The 20,602-nt window shown below is 74.1% G+C and carries 16 protein-coding genes; 9 read left to right on the top strand and 7 right to left on the bottom strand.

All coding sequences use genetic code 11. The features are described 5' to 3' along the window. The first annotated feature begins 164 nt into the window (after window positions 1-164). The 3 genes from LUZ64_RS25395 to LUZ64_RS25405 all read left to right on the top strand — a co-directional run bounded on the left by LUZ64_RS25395 (window position 165) and on the right by LUZ64_RS25405 (window position 5,967). Window positions 165-2,717 (top strand): serine/threonine-protein kinase, encoded by a 2,553-nt coding sequence (locus LUZ64_RS25395; protein ID WP_232398796.1) that lies wholly within the window; start codon window positions 165-167, stop codon window positions 2,715-2,717. Between the two features lie 184 nt (window positions 2,718-2,901). Beyond that, window positions 2,902-4,026, top strand: coding sequence for an NAD(P)H-dependent flavin oxidoreductase (locus LUZ64_RS25400; RefSeq protein ID WP_095582816.1), 1,125 nt, complete (start codon window positions 2,902-2,904; stop codon window positions 4,024-4,026). A 390-nt stretch (window positions 4,027-4,416) separates the two neighbouring features. Further along, the gene (locus LUZ64_RS25405) at window positions 4,417-5,967 is read left to right on the top strand and encodes an acyl-CoA synthetase (protein ID WP_095582817.1); all 1,551 of its coding nucleotides are present in this window, start codon (window positions 4,417-4,419) and stop codon (window positions 5,965-5,967) included. 36 nt (window positions 5,968-6,003) lie between these two features. Here LUZ64_RS25405 and LUZ64_RS25410 read toward each other — a convergent pair whose 3' ends face one another. Further along, on the bottom strand, window positions 6,004-8,445 hold the full coding sequence (locus LUZ64_RS25410; RefSeq protein WP_095582818.1) for a penicillin acylase family protein: 2,442 nt from the start codon (window positions 8,443-8,445) through the stop codon (window positions 6,004-6,006). 158 nt (window positions 8,446-8,603) lie between these two features. Here LUZ64_RS25410 and LUZ64_RS25415 point away from each other — a divergent pair, with 158 nt between their 5' ends. Next, complete coding sequence (locus LUZ64_RS25415; protein WP_095582819.1) at window positions 8,604-10,109, top strand: fatty acyl-CoA synthetase; 1,506 nt, start codon at window positions 8,604-8,606, stop codon at window positions 10,107-10,109. 27 nt (window positions 10,110-10,136) lie between these two features. Here LUZ64_RS25415 and paaK read toward each other — a convergent pair whose 3' ends face one another. Both paaK and LUZ64_RS25425 read right to left on the bottom strand, forming a co-directional pair. Next, window positions 10,137-11,471, bottom strand: coding sequence for a phenylacetate--CoA ligase PaaK (gene paaK / locus LUZ64_RS25420; protein WP_095582820.1), 1,335 nt, complete (start codon window positions 11,469-11,471; stop codon window positions 10,137-10,139). 82 nt (window positions 11,472-11,553) lie between these two features. Then, complete coding sequence (locus LUZ64_RS25425; RefSeq protein WP_095582821.1) at window positions 11,554-13,170, bottom strand: acyl-CoA synthetase; 1,617 nt, start codon at window positions 13,168-13,170, stop codon at window positions 11,554-11,556. Between the two features lie 143 nt (window positions 13,171-13,313). Between LUZ64_RS25425 and LUZ64_RS25430 the strand changes: the two genes are divergently transcribed. The 5 genes from LUZ64_RS25430 to LUZ64_RS25450 all read left to right on the top strand — a co-directional run bounded on the left by LUZ64_RS25430 (window position 13,314) and on the right by LUZ64_RS25450 (window position 17,691). Beyond that, the gene (locus tag LUZ64_RS25430; RefSeq protein ID WP_095582822.1) at window positions 13,314-14,132 is read left to right on the top strand and encodes a crotonase/enoyl-CoA hydratase family protein; all 819 of its coding nucleotides are present in this window, start codon (window positions 13,314-13,316) and stop codon (window positions 14,130-14,132) included. 18 nt (window positions 14,133-14,150) lie between these two features. Then, on the top strand, window positions 14,151-15,113 hold the full coding sequence (locus tag LUZ64_RS25435; protein WP_232398798.1) for an OB-fold nucleic acid binding domain-containing protein: 963 nt from the start codon (window positions 14,151-14,153) through the stop codon (window positions 15,111-15,113). After that, window positions 15,110-16,210, top strand: coding sequence for a thiolase family protein (locus LUZ64_RS25440; RefSeq protein ID WP_095579027.1), 1,101 nt, complete (start codon window positions 15,110-15,112; stop codon window positions 16,208-16,210). Before LUZ64_RS25435 ends, LUZ64_RS25440 begins: the two co-directional genes overlap by 4 nt. After that, entirely contained in the window at window positions 16,207-17,376 is a 1,170-nt protein-coding gene (locus LUZ64_RS25445) for a thiolase family protein (protein WP_095579026.1), read from the top strand. Before LUZ64_RS25440 ends, LUZ64_RS25445 begins: the two co-directional genes overlap by 4 nt. A 78-nt stretch (window positions 17,377-17,454) precedes the next feature. Next, window positions 17,455-17,691 (top strand): DUF397 domain-containing protein, encoded by a 237-nt coding sequence (locus tag LUZ64_RS25450; RefSeq protein WP_095579025.1) that lies wholly within the window; start codon window positions 17,455-17,457, stop codon window positions 17,689-17,691. An 87-nt stretch (window positions 17,692-17,778) separates the two neighbouring features. On the opposite strand, the gene LUZ64_RS25455 is transcribed toward LUZ64_RS25450, so the two are convergent. From LUZ64_RS25455 to LUZ64_RS25465, 4 genes are all read right to left on the bottom strand, one after another. Further along, complete coding sequence (locus LUZ64_RS25455) at window positions 17,779-18,795, bottom strand: isopenicillin N synthase family dioxygenase (RefSeq protein WP_095579028.1); 1,017 nt, start codon at window positions 18,793-18,795, stop codon at window positions 17,779-17,781. 163 nt (window positions 18,796-18,958) lie between these two features. Further along, on the bottom strand, window positions 18,959-19,222 hold the full coding sequence (locus LUZ64_RS37825; RefSeq protein ID WP_372478742.1) for a putative leader peptide: 264 nt from the start codon (window positions 19,220-19,222) through the stop codon (window positions 18,959-18,961). Between the two features lie 83 nt (window positions 19,223-19,305). After that, entirely contained in the window at window positions 19,306-19,866 is a 561-nt protein-coding gene (locus tag LUZ64_RS25460) for a rodlin (RefSeq protein ID WP_308251790.1), read from the bottom strand. 217 nt (window positions 19,867-20,083) lie between these two features. After that, window positions 20,084-20,563 carry a DUF1453 domain-containing protein gene (locus tag LUZ64_RS25465; RefSeq protein WP_095579024.1) on the bottom strand — a complete coding sequence of 160 codons (480 nt, stop codon included), beginning with the start codon at window positions 20,561-20,563 and terminating at the stop codon, window positions 20,084-20,086. Between the last annotated feature and the right edge of the window lie 39 nt (window positions 20,564-20,602).

The following is a 20,602-nucleotide window of genomic DNA, read 5'->3' on the forward strand; positions in this document are numbered from 1 at the left end:
TACCGGCCCGCACCCTCCGGCCCTCCGGCGGCACGCCCGCCGTGCCGGGCGCGGCACACCGGCCGTATCCGGCGGCCGTCCTTCCGTCTTCAAGCCGCACGGAGCGGCCGCCATACTGGACGGGCCGGGGGATGCACGCGACGCGACGGGGGCGGCGGCGAGGGATGGTGGAATCCAGGCTGATCCAGGGTCGGTACGAGCTGCTCGACCGGATCGGGCGGGGCGGCATGGGCGAGGTGTGGCGCGCCCATGACACCTCGCTCGGGCGGCAGGTCGCGGTCAAGTGCCTCAAGCCGATGGGGCCGCGGCACGAGCACTCCTATCTGAGGGTGCTGCGGGAGCGGTTCCGGCGGGAGGCGCGGGTCGCGGCGGCCCTCCAGCACCGCGGCATCACCGTCGTGCACGACTTCGGCGAGTCCGACGGTGTGCTCTTCCTCGTGATGGAGCTGCTCGACGGCCGTAATCTCAGCGAGCTCATGGACGACAACCGGCGGTACCCGCTGCCCGTGCCGGAGGTCGTCGACATCGCGGAGCAGGTCGCCGCGGCCCTGGACTACACCCACCGGCAGGGGGTCGTGCACCGGGACCTCAAGCCCGCCAACGTCATGCGGCTCGCCGACGGAGGTGTGAAGATCTGCGACTTCGGCATCGCCCGGCTCGGCGACATGGGCTACGGCTCCCTGTCGTCCCTCTCCTCCCGCCTCACCGGCACCGGCATCGCCATGGGCACCCCGCATTACATGTCGCCGGAGCAGATCGGCGGCGGTCAGGTCGACCGGCGCAGCGACCTGTACTCCCTGGGCTGCGTGCTGTACGAACTGGCCACGGGCGCCCCGCCCTTCGACATGGACGACGCCTGGGCCGTCCTCGTCGGCCACCGGGACCGGGCGCCCCGGCCGCCGCGCGAGATCTCCCCCGGACTTCCCGTACCCCTCGAAAGGATCATTCTCGACCTGCTCGCCAAGGACCCCGGCGACCGGCCGCCCGACGCCGCCGACCTGCACGCCCGGCTGCTCGCCCTGGGTTCGGCGGCCCACGCCGGCACCCTGCCCCGGCCGCTGCCGGGGAACCTGCCCCGGCCGCCGCGGGCCTCGGTGCGGCTGCCCGAGCCGCCCCGGCTGCCCGGCTGGGCCAGGAACATGACCACCGGTTCCAAGGCGACCGGCCCCGGCCCCCGGCCGGTCGTGCCGCCCGACCCCGCCGTCTCGCTGACCGGCGCCTGGACGGGCGTGGCGGCAGGCGCGGTGGCGGGGGTCCCGGCGGGGTCCGCTGTCGGATCCGCGGCGAGACCCGCTGCCCGACCCGTGACGGGTTCGGCGGCGGGATCTGCGGCGGTGCCAGTGACGGGACCTGCGGCCGGATCCACTGCCGGTTCCGCGGCCGGATCCGGTGCCGGGTCCGCAGCCGGATCCGCGGCGGGGGCGGCGGCGGGGCCGGCCGTCGGATCCGTGGCGGGACCCGCTGCCGGATCCGGTGCCGGATCCTCGGCCGGGCTCCCGGCCGCCGGCACGGCCGCGGGCGGCGCCGGCGGCCGGTCCGCCGTAGCCGAACTCCCGTCCCCGGAGGTCCTCACCCGGCTCGCCGGCCGGCACCAGGAGGCGCTGCGGCTCGGCCGGCTGGGCCGCTGGCCCGAGGCCGGCGAGGCCCACCGGGGCGTGGCCGCCGAGCGGGAGCTCGTCCTCGGCCCCGACCACCCCGACACCCTCGCCAGCCGCTACGAGGCCGCGTTCACCCTCAGCCGGCAGGGCCGTACGGGCGAGGCGCTGCGGGAGTACTCCCGCGCCGCGGCCGGCCGTGAGCGGGTCCTCGGCCCCGACCACCCCGACACCCTGGCCGCGCGCCAGGAGACGGCGTACGTCCTCGGCCAGCTCGGCAAGCACGTCGAGGCCCACCATGTGTATGTGGCGGTGCTCGCCGCCCGTGAACGCACCATGGGCCCCGACCACCCCGATTCCCTCCGCTGCCGCCACAACCTCGCCTTCAACCTCGGCCGGCTGGGCCGGCCGGAGGAGGCGTACGGCATGGCCCGCGACGTCGCCACCGCCCGCGCCCGCGTCCTCGGCGCGAGCCACCCGGACACCCTCGTCACCCGCTACGAGGTCGGGTACGCCCTGGGCCAGCTCGGCCGCTGGACCGACGCGCTGCGGACCTATCGCGAGGTCGCCGCCGCCCGCCAGCGGGTCCTGGGCGCGGACCACCCCGACACCCTCGCCGCCCGCTACGAGGCGGGCATCTGCCTCGGCCGCCTCGGCCGCAGCGCGGAGGCTCTGAAGCTCTTCCGCGAACTCGTCGACGAGCGCACCCAGGCACAGGGCCCCGAACACGCCGACACCCTGCGCGCCCGGCACTGCCTCGGCGTCAACCTCGGCCGGCTCGGCCGCTGGGAGGAGGCGCTCGCCGAGGCGCGCGACGTCTGCGCCCTCCGCGAGGGCCTGCTGGGCCCCGACCACCCCGAGACGCTGGTCAGCCGCCGCGAGATCGCGGTCGGCCTCGGCTGGCTCGGCCGCTGGAAGGACGCCCTCGCCCTCTACCGCGAGGTCGCCCAGGCCCGGCAGCGCGTCCTCGGCGCCGACCATCCGGACGCCCTGACCAGCCGCAACGACGAGGCCCACTGCCTGGAGCAGCTCGGCCGGTCGACCGAGGCCGTGGAGCTCTACCGCCAGGTGGCGGCGGTCCGCAGGGCACGGGCGGGGCGGGGGCCGGCGCAGGGGGGATGACGGGGGCGCGCTCCGGCCCGGGGGCCGGGCGCGGTGCGTGCGTCCGGTGCGTCCGAGGCGTTCATCCGGCTGCTCGTCCGGCTGCTCGTCCGGCGGTGAACCCGGCGACGCGTTCGACGGCATATCTGATGATGCATCAGAAAAACTCTTCCCTCGTCCGGCCGGCTACGGCATCCTGCCGCCCATGCAGACGGAGCTGAGCCGGCGACTGGGCATCGAACACGCGGTCTTCGGCTTCACGCCCTTCCCGGCGGTGGCCGCCGCCATCAGCCGGGCCGGCGGGCTCGGCGTGCTCGGGGCCGTACGCTACGCCGACCCCGACGCCCTCCACCGCGACCTCGGCTGGATCGAGGAGCACACCGGCGGGCGGCCGTACGGTATCGACGTCGTCATGCCGGCGCGGAAGGTCGAAGGGGTGACCGAGGCCGACGTCGAGGCCATGATCCCGGCCGGCCACCGGCGCTTCGTGGACGAGACGCTCGCCCGGCACGGCGTCCCCGAACTCGGCCCCGGCGACCGCTCGGGCTGGCGCGTCACGGGCTGGATGGAGGACGTGGCCCGCGCCCAGCTCGACGTCGCCTTCGGCCACCCGATCGCCCTGCTCGCCAACGCCCTCGGCCCGCCGCCCGCCGACGTCGTGGCCCGCGCGCACGCGCACGGCGTCCTCGTCGCCGCGCTGGCCGGCGACGCCCGGCACGCGGTCCGCCACGCCGAGGCGGGCATCGACATCGTCGTCGCCCAGGGGTACGAGGCGGGCGGCCACACCGGCGAGATCGCCACCATGGTGCTCACGCCCGAGGTCGTACGCGCCGTGGACCCGCTGCCGGTGCTGGCCGCCGGTGGCATCGGCGGCGGGGAACAGATCGCCGCCGGGCTCGCGCTCGGCGCCCAGGGCGTCTGGCTCGGCTCCCTCTGGCTGACCACCGACGAGGCCGGGCTGCACTCCCCGGCCCTGACCGCCAAACTCCTGGCCGCGGGCTCGGGCGACACCGTCCGCTCCCGCGCCCTCACCGGCAAGCCGGCCCGTCAGCTGCGCACCGCCTGGACCGACGCCTGGGACGACCCGGCGGGCCCCGGCACCCTTCCCATGCCCCTCCAGGGGCTGCTCGTCGCCGAGGCCCTCACCCGCATCCAGAAGTACGAGGCCGCGCCGCTGCTGGGCACGCCGGTCGGCCAGATCGTCGGCCGGATGAACTCCCGGCGCCCCGTACAGGCCGTCTTCGACGATCTCGTCAGGGATTTCGCCCGGGCGGTGGAGCGGCTGGGACGGATCGCGGGCGGGGGAGAGCGAGGGGAAGGGCGTGGCTGAGCGGCGCCGACACGGCGCCCGGCGGCCGGGCGGGGCCGGGCCGCGCGGGCCGGGGACGGACGTGATCCCACGGCCGGGCCCGCCCCACGCCGGGCGAGGCCCCGGCCGCCGGCATCCGTGCCCACCTCGCCCATGTGACACATGGCGAGTCGCGGGTGGCACGGCCGGGGCGACCGCGAGGCCGCCCCGACCGGGCGCGACGTTCCCGGCGCGCCCAGGCCGCTGGTGAGGCGTCCGACCGGGACGCCCCTGGCGGCGGCCCATGACCGGGAGGCCGGGGCGAGGCCGCCCCCCGGCCGGGCGTGACGTGCCCGGCGCACCCCCGCCGCCGGTTGAGGCGTCCGACCGGGACCCCCGGCGGACCATGACCGAGAGGACGGAGAGCACCCCATGCCCCCACCACCCAACGGCTTCTGGGCCCTGGCCGCCGCCGATCCCGGCCGTACCGTCCTCGTCACCCCCGCCGGTGGGACGTGGACCGCGGGACGGCTGCACTCGGCCGCGAACCAGCTGGTCCGCGGCCTGCGCGAAGCGGGGCTGCGGGCCGGGGACGCGTTCGCCGTCCTCCTCCCGAACGGCGTCGAACTCCTCACCGCCCACCTCGCCGCCACCCAGGCCGGCTTCTACCTCGTCCCCGTCAACCACCACCTCGTGGGACCCGAGACCGCCTGGATCCTCGCCGACTCCGGAGCCCGGGTCCTCATCGCCCACGAGCGCTTCGCCGCCACCGCGACCGCCGCCGCCGACGAGGCGGGCCTGCCCGCGGCCCGCCGCCACGCCGTCGGCGACATCCCCGGTTTCCGCCCGTACGAGGCCCTCCTCGACGGCAGGCCCGGCACCCCACCACCGGACCGCACGCTCGGCTGGGTCATGAACTACACGTCCGGCACCACCGGCCGCCCCCGGGGCATCCGGCGCCCCCTGCCGGGAAAACCGCCGGAGGAGTCCCATCTCGGCGGATTCCTCGGCATCTTCGGCATCAAGCCCTTCGACGGCCATACGCACCTGGTCTGTTCACCGCTCTACCACACGGCCGTGCTCCAGTTCGCCGCCGCGTCCCTGCACATCGGCCACCGCCTGGTGGTGATGGACAAGTGGACGCCGGAGGAGATGCTCCGGCTGATCGACGCCCACCGGTGCACCCACACCCATATGGTCCCCACCCAGTTCCAGCGGCTCCTGGGGCTGCCCGCACGGGTCAGGGCGGGCTACGACGTGTCGTCGATGCGCCACGCCGTCCACGGCGCCGCGCCCTGCCCGGACCACGTCAAGCGCGCGATGATCGAATGGTGGGGGGACTGCGTCGAGGAGTACTACGCGGCCAGCGAGGGCGGTGGCGCCTTCGCCACCGCCGAGGACTGGCTGAAGAAACCGGGAACCGTCGGCAAGGCGTGGCCCATCAGCGAACTCGCGATCTTCGACGACGAAGGGGAACGCCTTCCGCCGGGCCGGCTCGGCACCGTGTACATGAGGATGACGACCGGTGGCTTCGCGTACCACAAGGACACCGCCAAGACGCGCGAGAGCCGCATCGGCGACTTCTTCACCGTCGGCGACCTCGGCCTGCTCGACGAGGACGGCTATCTCTTCCTGCGCGACCGCAAGATCGACCTGATCATCTCCGGCGGCGTCAACATCTACCCCGCCGAGATCGAGTCCGTGCTCCTCGCCCATCCGGCCGTGGCCGACGCCGCCGTCTTCGGCGTCCCGCACGACGACTGGGGCGAGGAGGTGAAGGCCGTCGTCGAACCCGCGGAGGACCGTGCGCCGGGCGCCTCGCTGGCGGCGGACATCGCCGCGCACTGCGCCCGGTCGCTCGCGGGCTACAAACGCCCCAGGAGCATCGACTTCATCACCACCATGCCCCGCGACCCCAACGGCAAGCTCTACAAACGCCGCCTGCGGGAGCCCTACTGGAAGAACCGGGGCCGCCCGTCGTGAGCGGGCGGCCCCGGTGACCCCACGGAAGCGGTGCGGTCAGCGCTCGCTCACCCGCACGACCCGCAGCCCCGGCGAGGACAGGATGTCCTTCTCGCAGAACCGGCCGGGGATCATCCGGCCGGCCGAGAACAGCCGGGTCTGGTCCGCGTGGTGCGGCGACGTCGGGTCGGAGGACTGCCCGTACGTCAGCAGCGTGCGGGCCACGGGGCAGGCGCTGCCGTCGAAGCCCACCGCCTGGATGTAGCTGGAGCCGAACCGCACGTCCGGGTAGCCGCCGCGGGCGGAGTCCCACGGCGCCGCGTGGATCATGTTCCAGACGCCGAGGGCGTCCGTGCCGCCCGGAACGGGGACGCGCTCGCCGTCCCGTACGACGAACTGGTGCTCGCCCAGCGGCGCGTCCAGGGCGATGTCCGCCGCCCGCAGCTCCGCGACCGCGTCGGCGAGGGCGCGCCCGAACGCGGGGGACGCGGTGTTCAGGGTGTTCGGCGTGGTCACCGGCGCCGCGGCGGAGAAGGGCACGCGCCACAGCTCCGCCGGCCGGGCCTCGGCCACGAGCCGGCGCCAGAAGCGGTCGAAGAGGACCGCGCCCTCGCTGCCCGTGTTCGTCGTACGGTCCCAGCGCTCCAGGACCCCGCAGGCCGCCGACACGTCGACGGCCTTGCCGTCGCCGCCCGTGGCCTTGCCACCCGGCAGCGCCGCGCAGGCCCTGGCCGCGTCGGACGCGGCCAGGGCGCCTGCGGTCGAGCGGTTCGCGAACTGCTGCCGCTCCAGGTCCGCCACGGTCAGCCCGCCGCGCTCCGCCATGGCGGAGACGTCCTCGACGGCGCCGCGCGTGCGCGGCGACCGCGCCGTTCCGGTGTCACCGAAGATCCTCGGGTAGCCGGTGAGCGGCCGGTCGGCATTGGCCAGCCAGGGGCTGTCGTTGGAGTTCTCGGCGTACGGCGCGTCGATCAGCGTCGGCATCGCGGAGGGCCCGAAGATGCCGAGCTGGAGGGCGTCGGCGTCCCTTCCCAGCGCGCAGCCGCCGCGCGAGCCGTCCAGGACCGCGAGGCCCGAGGCGGGGAACGTCCGCTTCCCGAGCTCGGTCGAGCAGCGCCCGGCGAGCTCGTCGGTCACCCGGGGCAGCACCTGCGCCTGGGTGTAGAGGCTGTGGCCGCCGGAGTCGGCGGCGATGGTGTTCACCCACGGCAGGCCCTGCGTACGGCGCAGGGCGTCCCGGATCCCGGCCACGCCGCGCGACCTGCCCAGGGCGAGCGAGGCGTCGGTGAAGCGCATGCTCTCCGCGTTGGGGTCGACCAGGGCGTAGGCCTTGCCGTCCGCCCAGGGCAGGGGCAGCTCGTCGAGCGAGGTCACCACCGGCCCGTAGCGGGTCCACCACTGGCTGCGGGTGACCTTGGAGGTCCGGCCGTCCTCGCCCCGGACGGGCACGGTGACCGAGCGCTCCGACATCCGCTCCGCCTTGCCGTCCACGAGATAGGAGCGGTCGTCACCGGGCGCGGTCTTCAGCTCGTACAGGGCCGTCGGCACGCCGGTCGCGACCGTGTGGCTCCAGGCGACGCGCTCGTTGTGGCCGATCTGCACGCCGGGCATGCCGAGCAGCGAGCCGCCGGAGACGTTCAGTTCGCCGGGGATGGTCTGCTGCGACTGCCAGAAGCGCCGGCTGCCCTGCCACGGGTAGTGCGGGTTGCCGAGCAGCAGGCCGCGCCCGCTCGCCGTGGTGGAACCCGCGAAGGCCACCGCGTTCGACCCCATCCCGGCGTTCCGCCGCCGCTCGTCGAAGATCTTGCGGGCCGTCTCCGCCGGGTCCCCGGCGGCTTTGCCCGCGCGCGTGCCGGGTGCCGCGGTCGGCTGTCGCGCGGCGCCCGTGATGCCGTCGGCGGCGAGGCCCTGGCCGCCGAGGACGGTGATGGCGTATCCGCGCCGGGCCACGTCCAGGGCGGTCACCGGCGTGACCCAGTCGGCCCCGCGGCACGCGGGATCGGTGACGCGGTTGCGCGCCAGCCAGGCGTTGTAGCCCGCGGCCCAGCCGCGCATCAGCTCCCTGGCCGGACGGCTCGGCCCGGCCGGCGCGGGCCGGTCGAGGAGCTTGTCGACGGTCTTCGCGTCGTTCAGCCCGCGGAAGAACAGGTCGCTGGCGAGGTTGGTGGAGGCGGACGACAGGGAGCCGTCGGGTCTCGCGTCGGGGCCGTAGCGGGCCGAGCGCTCGCCGCGAAGGGTCACGAATCCGTCGGCGAGGGTACACACCTGGTCGGCGGCCTGGGCCCAGCCGGTGCCGAAACCGAGGTTCGCGTAGTCCTTGGCGGTGATGTGCGGGATGCCGTACTCGGTGTAGCGGATGACGGCGGACAGGCCGCCGTCCGAGGCGCGCCCGGTGGGGCCGGGCGCGGCGGCCGAGGCCGTGCCCGGCAGCAGCGCGGCGCTGGTCAGCACGGCCAGACCGAGGCTCACCAGGGTGCGCGAGCGAGGACGTAGGCGCAAGATGACTCCCGAGGTGACAGAGGAACGAACGGTCTCCTGCGGACATGAGGACGCCGTGGCGGTCAAGGGAGTTGACCACGAACGGGGAGAGGGTGAACCGGCCCGCCTCCCTGCGGCGTCGTCTTGACCTCCGCGCGCGGCGGCCCCAGGATCCGGTCATGACCGGAGTCCGGGACAGCACGGTGGACGGCATCCTGCGGCGCACGGCCGCGCGCGTGCCGCGACGGACGGCGCTGCGGTACGGGGAGCGCTCCTGGACGTACCGGGAGCTCGACGAGGCGGTGACGGGTGCCGCCGGTGCGCTGCTGGACGAAGGGCTCGTGCCCGGCGACCGCGTCGCCGCCTACGGCCACAACTCCGACGCGTACCTGATCGGGTTCCTCGGCTGCGCCCGCGCGGGGCTCGTGCACGTCCCCGTCAACCACCGCCTCACCGGCGCCGGTCTGCGGTACGTCCTCGAACAGTCCGGCAGCTCCCTGGTCCTCACCGACCCGCTCCTGGAGCACCACCTGCCCGCCGGCGTCCGTACCCTGCCCCTCCGGGACGCCGGCGGCTCACTGCTGGAACGGCTCGCCGAACGCCCGGAGCACGCGCGCCTGCTCACCGGCGGACCCGACGCGGACGCGCTCGTACAGCTCCTGTACACCTCGGGCACCACCGCGCTGCCCAAGGGCGCGATGATGACGCACCGCGCCTTCGTGCACGCGTACGCCAGCGCCGTCACGGCCCTCGACCTCAAGGAGGCCGACCGGCCGGTCCACGCCCTGCCGCTCTACCACTCGGCGCAGACGCACGTCTTCCTGCTGCCCTACCTGGCGGTGGGCGCGGAGAACGTCGTCATCGACGCGCCGGACCCGGACCGCCTCCTCGAACTGATCGAGAAGGACGGTGTGGACAGCCTCTTCGCCCCGCCCACCGTCTGGATCGACCTGGCCCGCGACCCCGGTTTCGGTACCCGCGACCTCTCGGGGCTGCGCAAGGCGTACTACGGGGCCTCGATCATGCCCGTGCCGGTGCTGGAACGGCTGCGGTCCCGGCTGCCCGGCCTCGCCTTCTACAACTGCTTCGGGCAGAGCGAGACGGGACCGCTGACCACCGTGCTGCGCCCCGAGGAGCACGCGGAGCGGCCGGCGTCGTGCGGGCGGCCGGTGCTCTTCGTGGAGGCCGGGGTCGTGGACACGGAGGGGCGGGAGGTGCCGGCCGGCACGCCGGGCGAAGTGGTCTACCGCTCCCCGCAGTTGTGCGAGGGCTACTGGGACGACCCCGGGCAGACCGCGGAGGCGTTCCGGGGCGGCTGGTTCCACTCGGGCGACATGGCCGTCCGTGACGCCGAGGGATACCTCACCGTCGTGGACAGGATCAAGGACGTCATCAACTCCGGGGGAGTGCTGGTCGCCTCCCGTGAGGTCGAGGACGCGCTGTACGCCCATCCCGCCGTCGTGGAGGCGGCGGTGATCGGGCTGCCCGACGAGCGCTGGATCGAGGCGGTGACGGCCGTCGTCGTCACCCGGGGGCGGGTGACGGAGGAGGAGCTGCTGGCGCACGCGCGGGAACGGCTCGCGGGTTTCAAGGCGCCGAAAAGAGTGCTGTTCACGGACGGGCTGCCGAGGAACGCGAGCGGCAAGATCCTCAAACGGGAGCTGAGGGAGCGCTACGGCACATGAGGGTCCCGCCCGGCTCCGGACCGCGCCTCACGACGCCGCCTTCCCCCGGAGGTCGACGATCCGCTTGATCTTGCCCACCGACCGCTCCAGCGTTCCGGGGTCGACGATCTCGGCGCCCACCGACACCCCGATGCCGTCCTTCACCCGCCGGACGAGCTCCCCGGCGGCCGCCGCCCGCTGCGCGGAGGTCGCCTCCGGGCGCGCCTCGGCCCGTACGGTCAGGTGGTCCATGCGGCCCTCGCGGGTCAGCCGCAGCTGGAAGTGGGGCGCGACGCCGGGGATCTCCAGCACGGCCTCCTCGATCTGCGCGGGGAAGAGGTTGACGCCCCGCAGGATGATCATGTCGTCGCTGCGGCCGGTGACCTTCTCCATCCGCCGGAAGGCGGGGCGCGCGGTGCCCGGCAGCAGCCGGGTGAGGTCGCGGGTGCGGTAGCGGACGACGGGCATGGCCTCCTTGGTGAGCGAGGTCAGGACCAGCTCGCCGTGGCCGCCGTCGGGCAGCACCTCGCCGGTGAGGGGGTCGACGACCTCGGGGTAGAAGTGGTCCTCCCAGATGTGCGGTCCGTCCTTGGTCTCCACGCACTCCTGCGCGACGCCGGGCCCCATGACCTCGGAGAGCCCGTATATGTCGACGGCGTCCAGCGCGAAGCGCTCCTCGATCTCCCGTCGCATCCCGTCCGTCCACGGCTCGGCGCCGAAGACGCCCACGCGCAGGGAGGTGGACCGCGGATCGATGCCCTGGCGCTCGAACTCGTCGAGCAGCGTGAGCATATAGCTGGGCGTGACCATGATGACCTCGGGTCGGAAGTCCTGGATGATCCGGACCTGGCGCGCGGTCATACCGCCGGACGCGGGGATCACGGTGCAGCCCAGCCGCTCGGCGCCGTAGTGCGCGCCCAGACCGCCGGTGAACAGGCCGTATCCGTAGGCCACGTGCACCTTGTGCCCCGGCCGGGCTCCGGCGGCCCGCAGCGACCGGGCGACGACGTCCGCCCAGACGTCTAGGTCGCGCTCGGTGTAGCCGACGACGGTGGGGGTCCCCGTGGTGCCGCTGGAGGCGTGGATCCGCCGCACCCGCTCCTCGGGCACGGCGAACATCCCGAAGGGGTAGTGGTCGCGCAGATCCGCCTTGGCGGTGAACGGGAACCGGCCGAGATCGCCGAGCGAACGGCAGTCCTCGGGCCGCACCCCGGCGGCGTCGAACGCCCGGCGGTAGAAGCCCACGTTCTCGTAGACGCGCCGCAGCGTCCCCTTCAGCCGCTCCAACTGGAGCGCGGCCAGCTCCGCCCCGGACATCCGCTCCGCCGCGTCCAGCGGCACGCCGCTCCCCGTCATCGCCACCACCCTCGACCGACCGATCATTCGGTAGTTTCCTTCCCGCCACGTAAGCAGCAGGAGGAACCGCACGTCAAGAGGGAGGGGGCGCGCGGAGCCGGCGTCCGCCTCAGGGCGCGCCCGCCGCCACCTCCCGTGCCCAGCGGTAGTCCGCCTTGCCGCTCGGGGAGCGGCGGACGCGGTCCGTGTAGACGACGGCGCGCGGGACCTTGTAGCCCGCGAGGCGGGTGCGGCAGTGGGCCCGGAGGGCCTCCGGGGGTGGGGGCGTGGCGCCTTCGCGGGGCTGGACGACGGCGGTCACACGCTGGCCCCAGCGGGCGTCGGGGACTCCGGTGACCAGGGCGTCGTAGACGGCGGGGTGGGCCTTGAGGGCCTGTTCGACCTCTTCCGGGTAGACCTTCTCGCCGCCGGTGTTGATGCACTGCGAGCCCCGGCCCAGGACCGTGACGACGCCCTCGGCGTCGACCGTCGCCATGTCCCCGAGCAGCACCCACCGCTCGCCGCGCAGCCGGAAGAACGTCTCGGCGGACTTCGCGGGGTCGTTGTGATAGCCGAGGGGGACATGGCCGCGCTGGGCCACACGGCCGGGCGTGCCGGGCGGTACGGGCTCGTGGGTGACCGGGTCGACCACGGCCGTACGGGCGTTGACGCGCAGCCGGAACCCCCGGCCGCGGTCCTCGGTGGCGGTGCCGTTGAAACCGGACTCCGACGAACCGAAGTTGTTCAGCAGGGCCACCCCGGGCAGCAGGGCCGCGAACTCCTCCCGCACGGTGTCCGAGAGGACGGCCCCCGAACTGCTGACGGTGAGCAGCGACGAGCAGTCCGTACCCCGCAGCGGCCCCGCCAGCGCGTCGACCAGCGGCCGCAGCATCGCGTCGCCGACCAGCGAGACGCCCGTGACCCGCTCCTTCGCGACGGTGCGCAGCACCTCGACGGGCGTGAACTTGCGGTGGAGGACGACCTTCTGGCCGAAGTCGAAGCCGATCAGGGCGGTCAGCGTGGACGTGCCGTGCATCAGCGGCGCCGCGGCGAAGAAGACGAGCCCCTCGCCGCCCGCCGCCACCCGTTCGGCCAGTTCCTCCGGCCGCTTCACCGGCTCGCCCGTCGGGGCGCCCCCGCCGAGCCCGGCGAAGAACAGGTCCTCCTGCCGCCACAGCACCCCCTTCGGCATACCGGTGGTGCCGCCGGTGTAGATGACGAACCGGTCGTCGCCCGAGCGCGGCCCGAAGTCGCGCCACGGCGCCCCGGACGCCTCGGCCTCGGCGAACGGCACGGGCGCGACGCCCGGCTCGGGCGCGCCCTCGGGAGGGGCGCCGACCCGCAGGAGGTGGCGCAGGGCCGGCGCCTCCGGCAGGGCCCCGGCCACCCGCTCCGTGAACTCGCCGTCGAACACCAGCGCCACCAGGTCCGCGTCCCGGTAGAGATAGGCCAGCTCGCCCGCCACGTAGCGGTAGTTGACGTTCACCGGCACCGCGCGGATCTTCAGGCAGGCCCACAGCGTCTGGAGGTAGGCGACGCCGTTGTAGAGGTGCAGCCCGACGTGCTCGCCCGGCCGGACGCCGCTGTCCCGGAGGTGGTGGGCCAGCCGGTTGGCCGCCTCGTCCAGTGCCGCGTACGTCAGCCTGCGCTCGGTGCCGTCGCCCGGGTGGTCGAGGTGGACCAGGGCCTCCCGGGCGGGCACGGTGTCGACGACGGACTCGAACAGATCCGCGAGATTGTAGTCCACGGCGACATTAGAGCGCCGCCCGGTGGAGGGGGGAAGGCCCACGAGGAAAGGAAACTGATGCCGAGTCAGAAAACTGCCGGGAAGCCCTTGAACCCCCTCCACGCCTCCTGCACCCTGTTGGGGTCCGACGACAGGAGGACCCCATGGGCGGCACCGAACACCTCACCGTGGAGCGCGCCGGAGCCACGCTCGTGCTCACCCTCGACCGGCCGGAGGCCAAGAACGCCCTCTCGCTCCCCATGCTCGTCGGCCTCCACGACGCCTGGACCGAGGCCGACGAGGACGACGCGATCCGCTCCGTCGTGCTCACCGGCGCCGGCGGCGCCTTCTGCTCCGGCATGGACCTCAAGTCCCTGGCCGCGCCCCGGCCCGGCGACGGCCGCCCGGCGGCCGACGACCCCTACCGGGAACGGTTCGCCGCCGACCCCGACCTCCACTGGAAGGCCATGCTCCGCCACCACCGGCCCCGCAAGCCCGTCATCGCCGCCGTCGAGGGCCCCTGCGTCGCCGGCGGCACCGAGATCCTCCAGGGCACCGACCTCCGCGTCGCCGGCGAAAGCGCCGTCTTCGGCCTCTTCGAGGTACGGCGCGGCCTCTTCCCCGTCGGCGGCTCCACCGTCCGCCTCACCCGCCAGATCCCCCGCACCCACGCCCTCGAGATGCTGCTCACCGGACGCCCGTACACCGCCCGCGAAGCCGAGCGCATCGGCCTGATCGGCCACGTCGTCCCCGACGGCACCGCCCTCGACCACGCCCTGGAGACCGCCGCGCTCATCAACGCCAGCGGCCCCCTCGCCGTCGAGGCCGTCAAAGCCTGCGCCTACGACACCGCCGGCCTCACCGAGGAGGAGGGCCTCGCCCTCGAACTCGAACGCGGCATGCCCCTCTTCCGCACCGCCGACGCCCGGGAGGGAACCCGCGCCTTCGCCGAGAAGCGCCCGCCCGTCTTCCGCCGCGCCTGACCGAGGGAGAGACCCGCCGTGCCGGACGTCCTCACCGCCCCCCTGGTGGTCGAATTCCCCTTCACCCGCTCCCTCGGCCCGGTGCTGAGCGCCTTCCTCACCGGCCTGCGCGAACGCGTCGTCCTCGGCATCCGCACCCGCGACGGACGCGTCCTCGTCCCGCCCGCCGAGTACGACCCGGCCACCGGCGAGGACCTCCACGGACTCGTCCGCACCGCCACCACCGGCACCGTCACCACCTGGGCCTGGAACCCCGCGCCACGCCGTGGCCAGCCCCTGGCCACCCCCTTCGCCTGGGTCCTGGTCCGCCTCGACGGCGCCGACACCGCCCTCCTCCACGCCCTCGACGCCCCCGGCCCCGACGCCGTGCGCACCGGCCTGCGCGTCCGCGTCCGCTGGGCGGAACACCGCACCGGAGCGATCACCGACATCGCCTGCTTCGAACCCTGCCCGCCCGGCACACCCCCGCCCGCCGGGCCGCCCGCCCCGCACGACGGCGTCTTCCCCGACCCCGTCACCACCCTCACCGCACCCGCCCGCCTCGACTACACCTACACCCCCGGCCGCGCCCTCGGCCGCCACCTCGACGCCCTGACCGACCGCAGGATCACCGGCGAACGCTGCCCGTCCTGCCGCAAGGTCTACGTACCGCCCCGCGGCGCCTGCCCCACCTGCGCCGTCGCCACCCGCGAACAGGTCGAGGTCGGCCCCCGCGGCACCGTCACCACCTTCTGCGTCGTCAACATCAAGGCGAAGAACGCCGGGAACGCGGCCGTCGACGTGCCGTACGTCTACGCCCACATCGCCCTGGACGGCGCCGGCCTCGCCCTGCACGGACGCATCGCCGGCCTCCCCTGCGACCAGGTGCGCATGGGGCTGCGCGTCGAGCCCGTCTGGACCGAGGGCGCCCGCCACCCCGACCACTACCGCCCCACGGGGGAGCCCGACGCCGCTTACGACACCTACAAGGAGCTGCTGTGACAGGGGCGGCGCGGCCCGGCCCGGCCGCCGCCCGCGAGGTCGCGATCGTCGCCTTCGCGCAGACCAGGCACCGCCGCGCCACCCCGGAGCTCTCCGAGGCCGAGATGCTGCTGCCCGTCCTGCGCGAGGTCCTCGACCGGGCCGGACTGCGCCCGGGCGAGGCCGGCTTCACCTGCTCCGGATCGAGCGACTACCTCGCCGGCCGGCCCTTCTCCTTCACCATGGCCCTCGACACGGTCGGCGCCTGGCCGCCCGTCGCGGAATCCCATGTGGAGACGGACGGGGCCTGGGCGCTCCACGAGGCATGGGTGAAGATCCTCACCGGCGAGGCCGACACCGCCCTCGTCTACGCCCACGGCACCTCCTCCGCCGGCGACCTCCGCGACGTCCTCACCCGCCAGCTGGACCCCTACTGCACCGCACCCCTGTGGCCCGACCCCGTCGCCCTCGCCGCCCTCCAGGCACAGGCGCTCATCGACGCGGGCGATACCGACGAGGACGCCCTCGCCCGTATCGCCGTCCGCAGCCGCACCGACGCCGGCACCAACCCGTACGCCCAACTGCGCGCCCCCGTACCGGCGGGCGACTACGTCGTACGGCCGCTGCGCACCGGCGACTGCCCGCCCGTCGGCGACGGCGCCGCCGCCGTCGTCCTCGCCGCCGGGGACACCGCCCGCCGCATGTGCGCCCGGCCCGCCTGGATCCGCGGCATGGACCACCGCGTCGAACCCCACGCCCTCGGCGTACGGGATCTCACGGACTCCGTCTCCACCCGCCTCGCCGCCGAGCGCGCCGGAGCCTTCGACGCGCCCGCCGACACCGCCGAACTCCACGCGCCCTTCACCTCCCAGGAGGTGGTCCTGCGCAAGGCGCTGCGGCTGGACGACGGCGTGGCCGTCAACCCCTCCGGGGGCCCGCTGGCCGCGAACCCGGTCATGGCCGCCGGTCTGATCCGGCTCGGCGAGGCGGCCGCCCGCATCCACCGGGGCGACTCCGACCGGGCCCTGGCCCACGCGACGTCGGGCCCGTGCCTCCAGCAGAACCTCGTCGCCGTCCTGGAAGGGCCGGGAGGGCCGGGAAGGGGAGCGAGGTCATGAGCGGCAAGGAACCCGTGGCCGTCGTCGGGATCGGCCAGACCCACCACGCCGCCGCCCGGCGCGACGTCTCCCTGCCCGGCCTCGTCCGCGAGGCCGCCCGCCGGGCGCTCGACGACGCGGAGCTCACCTGGGCCGACGTGGACGCCGTCGTCATCGGCAAGGCGCCCGACTTCTTCGAGGGCGTGATGATGCCCGAGCTGTACCTCGCCGACGCCCTCGGCGCGGCGGGCAAACCGGTCCTGCGGGTGCACACCGCGGGCTCCGTCGGGGGGTCCACCGCCCTCGTCGCCACGAACCTCGTCGCCGCCCGCGTCCAGCGGACCGTGCTGGCCCTCGCCTTCGAGAAGCAGTCCGAGTCCAACGCCATGTGGGGACTCTCCCTGCCCGTCCCCTTCCAGCAGCCCCTGCTGGCCGGCGCCGGAGGCTTCTTCGCCCCGCATGTCCGCGCGTACATCCGCCGCACCGGAGCCCCCGCGGACATCGGCGCCCTCGTCGCCCACAAGGACCGCCGCAACGCCCTGAAGAATCCTTACGCCCACCTCCACGAGCACGGCCTCACCCTGGCGAAGGTCCGCGCCTCACCCATGCTCTGGGACCCGATCCGCTACTCCGAGACCTGCCCGTCCTCCGACGGCGCCTGCGCGCTGGTCCTCACCGACCGCGCGGGCGCGGCCCGTTCCCCGCACCCGCCCGCCTGGGTGCACGGCGGCGCCATGCGCAGCGAGCCGACGCTCTTCGCCGGCAAGGACTTCGTCTCGCCCCGCGCGGGCCGGGACTGCGCGGCCGAGGTCTACCGCCAGGCCGGGATCACCGACCCCCGCCGCGAGATCGACACCGCCGAGCTGTACGTGCCGTTCAGCTGGTACGAGCCGATGTGGCTGGAGAACCTCGGCTTCGCGGCCGAGGGGGAGGGCTGGAAGCTCACCGCGTCGGGCGCCACCGCGCTCGACGGGGAGCTGCCCGTCAACCCCTCGGGCGGAGTGCTGTCCACCAACCCGATCGGCGCCTCCGGCCTGATCCGCTTCGCCGAGGCCGCCCTCCAGGTGCGCGGCGGGGCCGGTGAACACCAGGTCGAGGGCGCCGCGAAGGCGCTCGGCCACGCCTACGGCGGAGGAGCCCAGTTCTTCTCCATGTGGCTGGTGGGAAGCCGGCCGCCCACTTCCTGACGGGGGTGACGCGGCCTGTCCGGCACCGGCCGTGCTCGCTAGGGTGGGCCGGGACGACGACCGGGAGGAGCTACGGACGTGGCGGAGAGCACGACTGAACGACCGGCGGGCGAGCTGGCGCCCGACCTCGACCTCGCGAACGCCGCCTGGCAGTCCGGGACGCAGGGGCTCGGCGACGTCCAGATCGCCTTCGTCGAAGGCTTCATCGCGATGCGGCACGGGCGCCGGCCGGACCGCCCGGCGCTGGTCTTCACCCCGGCGGAGTGGCGGGCGTTCGTACTCGGGGCGCGCGAAGGGGAGTTCGACCTCACCTAGCCGGTGCCCTCATGTGCTGGGCGGGCCGGAGGACCCGGCCCGCCCAGCACATGAGGGCTGCGGAGTGCGGGGCTCCGCCCCGGGACGTCAGCGCGCCGCCACGCCTTCGTCCAGCAGCTCCGCGTGGTAGCGGCGGGCGACCTGCGGGTGCGCCCGCAGCCACCCCTTGATCTCATTGCGGCCGTACTCCGCGAACAGCGGGTTGGTGGAGTCCTGGGTGACGCCCGGCGCCTGGTCCGCGTGCGCGAAGGGCACGGGCTCGATGCGGGCGTCCAGCCGGGGGTTGTAGAAGAACGGCACGGAGTAGCGCTCCCGGTCGCCGGGAGGGCTCACGACCCGGTGGTTGGTGGCCTTGAGATAGCCGTTGGTGGCCACCTCCAGCAGCTCGCCGAGGTTGATCACGAACGCGCCGGGCACCTTCGGCACGTCCAGGAACTCCCCGTCCGGGCCCTCCACCTGGAGACCGCCCACCTCGTCCTGGAGCAGCAGGGTCAGGAACCCGTAGTCCTTGTGGGCGCCCACGCCCTGGGCGGCGCCGTCGGGGGCGCTACCGGGGTAGCGGACCAGCTTCAGGTGCAGGTGCGGTCGGTCGGCGAACGCGTCGTCGTAGAAGCCGGCCGGCGCGCCGATCGCGGCGAGCAGCTCGCGCAGCAGGCGCTCGGCGACCGAGCTCAGCCGGTCGATCCAGTGCAAGGCGGCCGTGCGCAGCTCCGGCAGGGAGTCCGGCCACTGGTTCGGGCCCTCCAGCCACCAGTAGCCGGGCTCGTCCGGGCCGGGCACGCGCGGCGCGCGCTCGGCACCGATGTCGAGCTGGTCGCGCCAGTCGCGGCTGCCGCCCGTGCGCTCGTCGCCTATGCGGGTGTAGCCGCGGAAGTGGGGCGAGTTGAGGTTGCTCACGGCCAGCCGCTCGGCCTCGGGCAGGGCGAAGAAGGCCCGGAGCGTGCGCATCAGGTCTTCGGTCTCGGCCTCGGTGACACCGTGGCCGGTCAGATGGAAGAAGCCCACGTCACGGGCGGCGGAGTGGAGGTCCTGACGGAAGCGTGCACGGGCGTCGGGGTCACCGTCGGCGGCGGAGAGGTCGAGGACGGGAAGCTGGTTGCTCATGAGGGTGTCCACAGCTGTGAAGGCCCGGTTCCGTACGGCGATGCGCCGGGCGGCCGTCTGTCGCAGCAGGGTATGCGAGAGGACAGACGGGTGACCGGGAAACGGCAGGAAGATAAGGAGAAAACAGGCCTCGGCCCGAAGAAGGGGGCCCGGCGGGAGAAGGTCAGCCGAAGCGGCGACAGGACATGCTCGTGACGCGGAGGAGGTCCACGTGGCGGCGTTTCACGAGCATGGTCACCTCGTCATCGTATACGACCGCGCGGGGAACCGGCGTACCGGCCGGTAGCCGACCCGTGGCCCGCCCCGGGGCCGCCCGGTACCGGCCGGGTGCCTGGAGCGGATCATGGTGGGGCCGGAGCGGCCCATAGGTGTGATCGACCGTGCCCGGCGGACCGGAGCGCAAATGCGTGGCGCACCCTCTTCGCACCCGGAAACACAGGAATCCCCCTTCCTCGGGGCCCGTGCACCCGAGGAAGGGGGAAATTCTGTGGATCCGGCGCGAGCCGGTCGTCAGTGGCCGTGACCGCCGTCGTGGTGGCCGAAGCCGCCGTCGTGCCCGTGACCGCCGTCATGGCCGTGGCCCCCGTCGTGGTGGCCGAAGCCCCCGCCGTGGCCGAAGCCGCCGTGACCGAAGCCGTGGTGGCCGAAGCCCCCGCCGTGGCCACCGTGGCCGCCGCTGCCGCGGTTGCCCGAGCCGTTGCCCGAGATGACCGGGATCTCGTCGAGGATGTGCGACAGCGGGTCGTCGCCGTCGTCGATCGTCGAGTTGTCGGTGCACTGCTGCTGCTGCTGCGAGGTGAGGATCGGCACGTCCTGGACGCCGATGTTGATCAGTGCGATCAGCGACTGGATACCGACCTTGCCGATGCCGAGGCACGGCTTGTTGAGCGTGCCCTGGATCAGGCTCATCTGCGGGCTCTGCTCACCGCCGGTCTTGGTGTTGCCGTAACCGGTCTTCGAAGCGTTGCCGTTGGCGACGTCACTGTCGTTGCCGATCGCCATCGCGGGGCCGGCGATGGTGCCGACGGCCGAAGCCGTCATGGCGGCCGTGGCGAGTACCTTCTTGAGCACGTCTGTGCCTTTCGATCGATTAGCGCCCCTCTCAGGGAAGCGACCTGAGTAACTCGACCCCATTTGCAGAAGTTTCGGGCATTCACTCATTTGCTCCATCGGGCCGCCGGAGCGGAATTCCGCCGCCGGATTCCGCTGGTAGCGTGCGACGCGAGGCGGTTCGCGGACCGCCGGCCCCGCCCGGACAAGCGCCCCCACAAGCCATGTCCGGGCGGGCTCAGCGACTGCCCCGCTCCGGAGCGAAGGGCACCCCGCTCGACCAGCCCCGGGCGGCGACCACCAGGGCCTCGCCGAGGAAACTGACCCCGATGTTCAGCTGTGCCGGGCGGGCGCTCGCGTGCGTCCCCGCCCGGGCCGCGAGGAAACCGAAGCCCGCCATGAGGACCAGCGAACCCGTCGCCACGGCGAAGGACTTACCGGTGTAGCGCTGCCAGAGCACGCCGCCGCGCTCGAAGACCTCGATCGTGGCGCCGCGCGCCGCCCCGAGCGCCACCCCCAGGACCGCGCCGGGGATCAGCCATCCCAGGTCCGCCCCCGTGACGTCGTCGGCCCTGACCACGGACGCGACGCCGATGCCGATGAGGATCAGCGGTGGAGCCAGCAGGTCCCGGGCGTTGACGGGCTCTCCCTTCAGGCGCTTGACCACCACCACGATCAGCACCACGGCGATGATCGCCGCCAGCACCCAGCCGTTCACTGTCCTCGGACCCCCTTATTTAGCGCGCCTATGCCAAAA

The organism is Streptomyces albireticuli (assembly GCF_021228125.1).
GTDB lineage: Bacteria > Actinomycetota > Actinomycetes > Streptomycetales > Streptomycetaceae > Streptomyces > Streptomyces albireticuli.